Raw genomic sequence first — 9,592 nt, 5'->3', positions numbered from 1 at the left:
TCCTGCAAATCAGCCGATATTTAAGGGCTTCTTTATGGAAACCAGCCTACATCTGGCTTCGAAAAATCGAAGGCAAAGCCGTTCCATAAAACGCATACTGTCGTTATCGCACACGTATAATTGTAAATAAAAACCAAATGAATGGGCCACCTTTATTGAAATGTTTCCTTTTTTGGCTCTAAACCCTAAGTATTAACAGACGGAATTTTCTGTCTTTATTTATGCAACACTAGTGACTTTGTACTAATTCTATATTTCTACTACTTAAACCTTCTAAATTTTAAAAATATCACAAAAAATGTTTCATATGGAAAATACTACTATCATTATTGAAATTATCCTTCTTAAATCAAAAAAAGAGTGAGGAATGAAGTGACCCCTAAAGTTAGACACGGCTATTTCATTAGGCAGCCAAGGTCTGAACTCGGTATTGTACCGGGCTCAGGCCTTTTAGTTTCGCCTTAATTCGTTTGTGATTATAATAATCGATATATTTTTCTAATTCTATCTTAAAATGTTCTACACTCTCAAATTCTTTTAAGTAGAGGAATTCAGATTTCATGATTCCAAAGAAATTTTCCATGACGGAGTTGTCGTAACAGTTGCTTTTACGAGACATGCTTTGTGTAATGCCATGTTCTTTTAATGCATGACTATACTGTTTCATCTGGTAGTGCCAACCTTGATCCGAATGCATCAAGAGCGAATCTTCCTTGGATAGTCGTTCAAAAGCCTTCTCTAACATCTCAGAAACAAGAGAATAGGTTGGTCTAGAGCCAATTGTATACGTAATGATTTCACCGTTAAATAGATCTAATACTGGAGATAAATAGAGCTTCTCGCCGAATAATTTGAACTCTGTAATATCCGTTACCCATTTCTCGTTCGGTTTTTCAGCTGTAAATTGACGGTCTAAAATATTTGGCGCAATTTTGCCAACCGTTCCTTTATACGAGCGATATTTTTTCATGCGGACTAGGCATTTTAATCCTAATGTTTTCATGATTCGTTGTACTTTTTTATGATTTACTTTCTTCCCACGATTTGCTAATTCATCACCAATACGACGATAACCATAACGCCCCTCGTGTTCATCATAAATGGATTGAATTTCTAATTTTAATTCGGCATCTGGGTCAGGTCGATTCATCTTCTTCACTAAATCATAGTATGTACTACGTGGGATACCTGCTAGCTCCACTAACGCTTTGACCGGAAATCTATGCCTTAATTCATAAACTACTTATGCTTTGTCTTGTTTGGTGATTTTTCCTTGTTTTGAACTAAGGCATTCAACTTTTTTAAATACGCATTCTCCATACGTAAATGTTCTAATTCAGCTTGTAAAGCTTCGACTGAACCTTCAGCTAATACCTGTTAATGATTTTGTGATTTTTCGATAACCGTATCTAAATTTGTGTAGCTTGCACAACTTACCAATTTGTTGGTCTCGAAGTTCCTTTGGTGTTTGCGTATGAACTTTTGCTTTCCAACGATAGTAAGACGAGCGGGCAACTCCTAAATGAAGACAGATTTCACCAATTGACATGCTTCCTTTTAACTCCTCCACTAATTGAACTACGACTCTTGAGACCACTTCCTCTCCAACTCTGCGTACTTTTTTAATACTTCAATCTGTTGCTTCAAATAACGATTTTCAGCTTGTAACTTTGCGGTTTCACTTTCATATTCAGGTCCTTTACCAAAGGTATATTGTTTACCAACTGGCTGTTCAAGCCGATGTAATTCGCCATTTCGATACCATTTCAACCATGTTTTTAATTGACTGTGATTACGAATATTCAACTCTTCTAATACTTGTTTTACAGGAATCCCAGCTAATCTCATCTCAATTGCCTTCATTTTCGTTTCTACTGGATAACTGACTCTTGTCCCCATAGAAAAAACACCTCCACGTTGGTTTTTAAAGGTAGGATACCCATTTTTTCAACGAAAGGTGTTTTTATTTGTCTCATATTTCTAGGTCAGTGCATTAAATAAAGATTGTTAAAACAATAGCTTTCTTTTATTTGTAAAGACTGTTTTTTATAAAAAAGATTGTTTATTTAACTCTCTTTATTCCACTCCCCCCCAGCTGCAGCCCCCCAGTAATATTCCACCCCATGTTCATCAACTATAGTGCGGTTCCCAATTTTTTTAAACTTTAATGATATACCATCGTCGGCAGTAATATGATACGTATCTTTTTTTGTTTTAATTTTTACATTCTTATATCTAATTATATCAAACTGTCCCAGAATGGAATTTGTTTTTCCTTTAGGTTCATGTTTAATAATCATTAGATCATCGCCATAAACTAAAATCCCATGATTATTCTTATTTTCAAAGCCTGGAGTTTCAAAATCACTAGCCTTTGCTTCGTATCGAGTATTATTTACCAAACACGCTGCTAATAAAAAGATAAAACTAATACTTAAAAATAATAGACCCATCTTTTTCAAATCTATTCCTCCTTTTTTTTCACATGTTTAAAATTCGTATTTCAACATCCTTTCTAATATATGCGCTTAGACGGAGAGTAATACGATAATACTTATGTACACTCATGCTAGGCTTAATCGATTGTTTTTCCCATTAACAAATTAATCATATGTACTTATACCCGTTAAATAACCTTGATTCGCCCCTTTGGAATCCAAATCACAAGAACCGCAGAACCAATACCCCCCATTAAATTGACCTTTATAGAGTGATAATCTTGTAGCTGTATTTTTACAGGAACAACACATTGCTGAACTAAATGGCATTTCATTTAGTTTTTCCTTGGTACGTATTATTTGGATAGTTACCTCTACTGGTATCGTTGGCTTGAGTTACATAAAAATTTGGCATTTGAAAATCGAGTAGAGCAAATGCTTATTTCAGCTTGTAAAAAATCTAACTATTTTACAGTAGCATCATTACGAGAAAACAAAAGTCACCTGTTTTCAGTATAAGCAACAGATTCATTTGTTGAAAAATGGATTTAAAACATCTACAAGAAGCAAATGTAAATAATTTCTACAATTAATTATTCAAAATATTCACATTTACCAATTAGTCAGTTATACTGACTTTTATCCCAAGTGACCCTCCAAGCCTATATATATTTATATAGAAAGCATTAAATTGACGCCAGTCATTCGTATTATTTACGTGAGCGTAAATAATACGAATGACTGGTATTTTAATTTTGAGTGGATAGATTTATTTCCTTATTATCACTGCCATAAATAATAATGTTGAATGCTTCTTGATCTGTAGCACTAGCTTCTCCATGAGTTGTTATAAACAACCGGATAGACTTCTTAATTTTTAGAGCATCTTCTTTTGCAGTTGCATCTGTAGAATTAATAGACGTATTTATCAAAAAAGATGATGGTGGTTCAAATAAAGAGTATCGTATATCTTTCATTTTCAATTCTTCTTTCCCAGTAAATTCCGTGTTTATTTTATTTAAAATAGCTTGCCATTTTAGAGCTGTCTCTTCTTCAGATGCATCTATTACATACGTTTTAATCACGTAAGGCTCAAAATTATTTTCCTTTACAATGCTTTTCACTATTTGTTCCATTACACCGGTTCTTGTTTCCTTATCTGACGCAACTAATATAATCATATTCTGAACATTATTATTATTAACGAACACAGAAATTAGCTTATAATCTTGTAATCTCGAGTCATTCTTTACATTATTTTCAAGTTGTTTTGCAATCAAGTTATTTTCTTTATAAATCATCGAATTCACAGATACTTTTTGAAGATCTTGAACAACTTCGAATTGATAATCCGTTAGATCAAATGACCTTAGAAGTGAACTAACTTCTTTTTTTATTGCCTTTTCCACATCTAACGGATATTGTTCAGATTCAGCTATATTAATAAAGATTTTTTTCTTAGGTGCAGCTATCGAAATATTTTCAAATGGATATTTTTTATCTATTAATCTTTCTGTAATCATTTTAACGATATCATTATTTAAAAATGTTGGTTCAAATATTAAATTTAAGAAAGGTGTTTTAGCAAAAGCATTGTTTATCGTTGGCGAAATGGATGCTGAACCGAATAGCAATATACCAGCTAGAACTGCGCCGGTTATGTAAAATTTCACGGACCTTCTGTTTTTCTTTCCACTAGTTGTGAACTCAATTTTCAACTTATTTTCATTCTTGCTTTGGATAGATACAACCTCCCTCTTTAATAAAATATTGAATTACTTACATATTTTTGGCTATATTCGATTTTACCTAAGCCATATACGCCTGTAATATCTAACATATGTTTTATTGGTTATATAAAATTTATATTGTAAGAAGAACAGGTAAAATACCACTTTAACAAACCTAAAATGAGTACGAGCTTTTGTAATATACTATAGTTTATGTACGAGTGCTTGTCCTTATCCTACAAATTCAATTTACGTTACTAAACTTCTGCATAAAAAAAGACTAGCCTATTAGCTAGTTAAATGTACTCTATTAATACAGACTTTTACTGGGTAATACCATCATGTGGTAGGTCAATACGGTTCATAGTCAAACAAGGGCACATACTCGGATTGAGTGAAACAATTAGTTTGTTCGGATGATTTTGGATAAGTCGATTAAAAGACTACTCGAGTAGCGCTAAAGACTGCTCGAGTAGCGCCAAAGAGAGCTCGAGTAGCGCCAAAGGGCTCGAGTAGCGCTAAAGACTACCCGAGTAGCGCCAAAGAGAGCTCGAGTAGCGCTAAAGATAGCCCGAGTAGCGCCAAAGAGAGCTCGAGTAGCGCCAAAGACTGCTCGAGTAGCGCTAAAGACTGCTCGAGTAGCGCTAAAGACTGCTCGAGTAGCGCTAAAGACTGCTCGAGTAGCGCTAAAGACTGCTCGAGTAGCGCGTCCGCCGGAACGGAAATTAACGGCGTCGTAGAAAAAGCCATGGCAGAAACGATTAATCGTTTCCGCCATGCCTAAAATTCATTTTATGGACTTTTCAGTGCCCTCAACTATTTACAGTCTTTCAATCGAGTAATCGAGATTTACAACTTCAAAACATCATCGGGCTCGAATGCACTAGTACCAAAAACCTCGACTCTATTCCCTAACCAGCAATATTTTCTAGAAATAATCAAGTTTTAATCCCAAAGCAACTAAGCTATCATCATATTCAAATTTTAAAGCGGTTAATCCATTTATCTGCTTTTTTAACACTATACGTCGGTGAATTAATAAGGTCACTTTTCAATATAATAGTGTCATAACTAGATTAAATGACATTATCACTCCAAGTATATTGAGCTGACTCATAATTATATTTTCGGAGACATCTTTAATTAATTTACTTCTACTGAACAGATAAAGACATGCGAGTGAGTGTTTTTTTATAATGTTAGTTGGTGATGGATTAACTAGAAACCAAACTTAAATGGAAAAATCACCACTTCACTTCACTATACTCCCTTACTTTCTAACCTAGAAAATACAACTTTCACTACCGTTCCCAATGAATTGGATTGTACAGTAATTTCTCCGTCCATTGCTTCTACAAGCTGCTTCGTAATTGCAAGTCCAAGCCCTGTTCCTGAAGCTTCTGAAGTTGTATTTGTTCCTCGGTAATAGCGATTAAATAAATTATCGAGTTCTTCTTTAGGAATGCCTTGTCCTTCATCACGAATTTGCAATTGGACCTTACTATTTAAATTACTCAATTGCAAATAAATTGACGTTCCTTCAGAAGTATGTTTTTCCGCGTTTCCTACAATATTATCTAGGATGCGTTTCAGTAAAATAGAATCAGCTAATATATGTATTTCACAATTCATTTGCTCTATTTTCACATTCTTAAAAGTTGTATTTTTTACATACTCATATAAAAAAGCTTTCAAATTCACGTCTTCTCTAGAAATCACAATTGCATTGTTTTTTAGTTGATACGTATACGTCAAATCTTCAATTAATGCATCCATATATTTCGCTTTTTCCTGCATCGTATTAGCAAATTTCCGCACATCTTCTTGTGACCATTCATAATCTGTTGATGACAGCATTTTAGAATAACCAAAGATAGAGCTAAGCGGTGTTTTCAAATCATGAGAAAGTCCAGTAATCCATTCTTCGCGTAACTTTTCACTCTGTTGGATTTTGCATTCATTATCCGCTAAAGTAGTAGAAAGTTGTGTCAGTGATTGATCCACTTCATCAAAAATACGATATTTTCTCTTAAAACGCCCGTTACCTTTTCGTCTTAGCTTATGATCGCTTACAAAGCTAAAGTCTTGTCCTGCTAATTTCTCAATTCGCTTTAAAAAATGCAAAACAGGCCTTCCAAAACGATTGCCTATAAAAGCTGAAAAAATTACGATAAGGATTAACAAATAAACGTGGAAAATCGCAATCGCAATCAATCCCATTCTCAAACGATTCATAAAAATAGGTTCACTTGGATTATAATATGGGTTTTTCATACGGACGACAAGCAATGAGCCATTCGATAATACTTCTGAAGCTACTAGCTCTTTCGTCTCTGTTAAATTCCCACTCCCCATCAAAATCTTTATTGGCTCAAGTTCTTTTGTTTCTTTACCAAATAGAACCTTCTCTCGATGACCATTTGCGCTATATTGTTCTACTATCGCATCCGATTTCGATAGATGTTGCTTCGTTGTACTAGAAATATGTCTAATACCTTTCGCTACGATAACCTCAAGTAAATTTTCGGCTTTATTATTCTGTATAAACACAAGATATTGATCATTTTTAATTCGCCAAATATGTCCCTGCTCTTTCTTCTCAATTTCCACCAATTCCTTCATGGTGTAGGATACGGCTTGTTTTTCTGAACTGGCAAGCAATTGTCCATTCTCATCAAGTAAATGGATAACTCCCCCACTTTTTTCTGCAGAATTGATTAACTTCTGAGATAATTTATAATGTCCATTCTTCTCTTCAATATCCATTTCAATATCCATTTTATCCATAGTCATTAAGTTTACATAACTCGTTGCCTTGTCATTTTCATATATTGCATAAAAGATTAAAGACATGACTGATAAAAGTAATACTATATAAAATACTGCAAAATAGCTTATAAATCGAAAAGTCATCTTGCTCGATAAACGCATAACTTACTCCCCCCTTACTAATTTATAGCCAACACCTCTTACTGTTGTTAAATAAGCTGGGCGACCTGGATCAACTTCAATTTTTTCACGCAGTTTTCGAATATGGACCATGATAGTATTGTCATCAATAAAATGATTATCATCCCATACTTGCTCGTAAATTTGTTCCTTTGATAGAACTTGTCCAGGGTGCTGACAAAATAGTTGTAATAAATGAAAGAGCTTACCAGATAAAACTGTCTTCTCTCCATCTATTATTAGCTCTGCAGCTGAAATATTAAGCTGAAAACGCCCATAATCATATGTATCTTCTAAATTCGTTACGTTTCTTAATACACTGTACCGCTTACTATGAACTTTCACACGAGCAGCTAATTCTAATGGGTTAAATGGTTTTGTAATATAATCATCTGCACCAGACATAAAGCCCCTTAAAATATCAGCATCTGATACTTTCGCTGTTAAAAAGAAGATAGGAGCGCTATTTTCTTTACGAATCTTCTTCGCAAGCTCTAACCCTGTACCATCTGGTAGCATAATATCTAAAATGAAAAAATCGTATTTTTCATTTTCAACTTTTTTAGTGGCTTCCTCTACACTTCCACAAATGTCTACATGTGAGAAACCTTCCTTTCGTAAAATTATGTCTACCATATCTGCTATGGCTTGTTCATCATCTACGACTAATATTTTAGCATCCATTCTCATTGCACTCTCCTATTTAAGGTGATTTTAAGATTGTTTTCAGTTCAACATAAGATTCTCTATTTATACTAACAAATAGAGAGTATTTAAGGAGGAATTTTTTTGGAACGACAGCGCGTCCAATTAGTTGATAGCTTAAGAGGATTTAGTTTATTTGGTATTTTACTTGCCAATTTGCTTATTTTTCAATATGGCATGTTTGGGAAAGATCAAATATCATTTTATAACTTATCCGATTTCAATTTCGGCTCTTATAAATTTATCCAAGTCTTTGTAGAAGGTACATTTATGCCTATCTTCACTTTTTTGTTTGGCTATTCACTAATTAAATTAGTCGAATCTTTAAGAGATAAAGGTAGAAAGTCTCGTTGGTTTTTAGTAAGACGTTTTTTAATGCTTATAACTTTAGGTTTATTACACAGTACATTTATTTGGGAAGGTGATATCCTCACTTTTTACGGGGGTATTGGTTTCTTTTTATTCTTCTTCATCAATCGTAAACCAAAAACACTAATTATTTGGGGTATTGTATTACTAGTATTAATTTCGGCAACAGGATACGGAAAATATGAAGAAGCTGAAAAGGAAAAAAATATAACTGCAAGCTATGTGGAAAAAACTACTCCCATTTATAAAAATGGTAATTATTTAGAAATCAAAGATCATCGTAATAACGGGGTAGATCCTATGACAGCAATGTATGATGAAGATCCATTATCTTCATTTTTCATAATTCTTTTACTTCCATTTATAATGGCTCCATTATTTTTATTTGGTATGGCTGCGGCGAAATTAAACATATTCGCAAAACCTAAGGAAGAACGAAAATCATACTTTAAATACATGTTGATTTTCATACCACTTGGCCTTATTTTAAAGATAGTAGGGCATTTAGCAGAGAAAAGTGATTGGGCTTCCATCGGTGTAATGGGAGGTGGGCCAATTCTGGCGTTAGGCTATATGGCTGCTTTTGCTTATCTATTTTCTAGCCACTCACAAGCTCTACCTTTCCGAGCATTTGAGAGCGTTGGGAAGTTATCTCTTACAAACTATATAATGCAATCTGTTATTTGTACGACTATTTTCTATGGCTACGGACTAGGTCTCTTCGGAAATTTTGGTACATTCAACAGTATTTTGCTTGGCTTCTTCATTTTTGCCACTCAATGCTTTATGAGCACAATGTATTTGAAAAAATTCAAACGCGGTCCATTAGAATTATTGCTACGCATCGTGACAAATTTTTCTTGGAATGGTCGTGTAAAAATAAAATCAAAGGCCGTAAGTTAAATGAAAAGAGCTATAATGGCATGTATATGTACAGTTCTTGCACTCTTGTTAATCTATAACATTACACAGCAACTACCTTCTCTATTTCAATCAACGACAGAGAAAAAAGAATATCTTTTTTTACTTTTACGTGTTACAGCAGTTTTATCACTTGCAGATACTGTAATTAGATTAGTAAGTCAAGAACGAGAATCAGAATAATAAGTTGGAGGTAAAAGATGTTTAGAGTCCATCGTTTTTTAGCCTACTTTATATTTTATAAAACCAAAAAATTATTATAGAAGCAGCTATTACTGCAGTAAATATAAAAGGGACATCTTCATTTTAGTGATGTCCCTTTTACTTCGTTATGAATTTCGTGAATCAATTTAACTTTAGCGCTACTTCTAAATAATTTGGATATGTGGTATGTCAACACTAAATCAAACAACTTTTTTAAGGGCTAAGTTTTTATAAGCGACCGGACTTTGATAGCCTAGTTTGCTGTGCGACCGAATA

Annotated in this window: 6 protein-coding genes and 2 pseudogenes; 2 read left to right on the top strand and 6 right to left on the bottom strand. The window is 33.8% G+C overall.

All coding sequences use genetic code 11. The features are described 5' to 3' along the window. Window positions 1-403: 403 nt before the first annotated feature. From ACQKMD_RS21020 to ACQKMD_RS20995, 6 genes and pseudogenes are all read right to left on the bottom strand, one after another. A pseudogene (locus tag ACQKMD_RS21020) lies at window positions 404-1,377 on the bottom strand (IS3 family transposase); the annotation flags it as partial. 1 nt (window position 1,378) lies between these two features. Continuing rightward, window positions 1,379-1,899, bottom strand: a pseudogene (locus ACQKMD_RS21015) (IS3 family transposase); the annotation flags it as partial. A 167-nt stretch (window positions 1,900-2,066) separates the two neighbouring features. Then, window positions 2,067-2,462, bottom strand: coding sequence for a hypothetical protein (locus ACQKMD_RS21010; protein ID WP_427754446.1), 396 nt, complete (start codon window positions 2,460-2,462; stop codon window positions 2,067-2,069). A 725-nt stretch (window positions 2,463-3,187) separates the two neighbouring features. Beyond that, window positions 3,188-4,156: a hypothetical protein gene (locus ACQKMD_RS21005; protein ID WP_427754444.1), complete on the bottom strand. Its 969-nt coding sequence runs from the start codon at window positions 4,154-4,156 to the stop codon at window positions 3,188-3,190. A gap of 1,272 nt (window positions 4,157-5,428) precedes the next feature. Beyond that, on the bottom strand, window positions 5,429-7,099 hold the full coding sequence (locus ACQKMD_RS21000; protein WP_427754443.1) for a sensor histidine kinase: 1,671 nt from the start codon (window positions 7,097-7,099) through the stop codon (window positions 5,429-5,431). 3 nt (window positions 7,100-7,102) lie between these two features. Continuing rightward, window positions 7,103-7,807 carry a response regulator transcription factor gene (locus ACQKMD_RS20995; RefSeq protein WP_427754441.1) on the bottom strand — a complete coding sequence of 235 codons (705 nt, stop codon included), beginning with the start codon at window positions 7,805-7,807 and terminating at the stop codon, window positions 7,103-7,105. A 99-nt stretch (window positions 7,808-7,906) separates the two neighbouring features. On the opposite strand from ACQKMD_RS20995, the gene ACQKMD_RS20990 reads away from it, so the two are divergent. Further along, window positions 7,907-9,094, top strand: a complete 1,188-nt coding sequence (locus ACQKMD_RS20990) for a DUF418 domain-containing protein (protein WP_427754440.1) — start codon at window positions 7,907-7,909, stop codon at window positions 9,092-9,094. Then, window positions 9,095-9,295, top strand: a complete 201-nt coding sequence (locus tag ACQKMD_RS20985) for a hypothetical protein (protein ID WP_427754439.1) — start codon at window positions 9,095-9,097, stop codon at window positions 9,293-9,295. It begins immediately after the preceding gene. Window positions 9,296-9,592 lie beyond the last annotated feature (297 nt).

This window comes from Viridibacillus sp. NPDC096237, from assembly GCF_050278625.1.
Taxonomy (GTDB): domain Bacteria; phylum Bacillota; class Bacilli; order Bacillales_A; family Planococcaceae; genus Viridibacillus.
Note: the sequence above shows the minus strand (reverse complement) of the source record. Positions and strands in the feature narration are given on the sequence as shown.

What these genes read in the sequence shown, in the direction of transcription:
- ACQKMD_RS21000 (WP_427754443.1), bottom strand. Translation starts at nt 7,099, where the DNA reads ATGCGTTTATCGAGCAAGATGACTTTTCGATTTATAAGCTATTTTGCA.
- ACQKMD_RS20995 (WP_427754441.1), bottom strand. Translation starts at nt 7,807, where the DNA reads ATGAGAATGGATGCTAAAATATTAGTCGTAGATGATGAACAAGCCATA.
- ACQKMD_RS20985 (WP_427754439.1), top strand. Translation starts at nt 9,095, where the DNA reads ATGAAAAGAGCTATAATGGCATGTATATGTACAGTTCTTGCACTCTTG.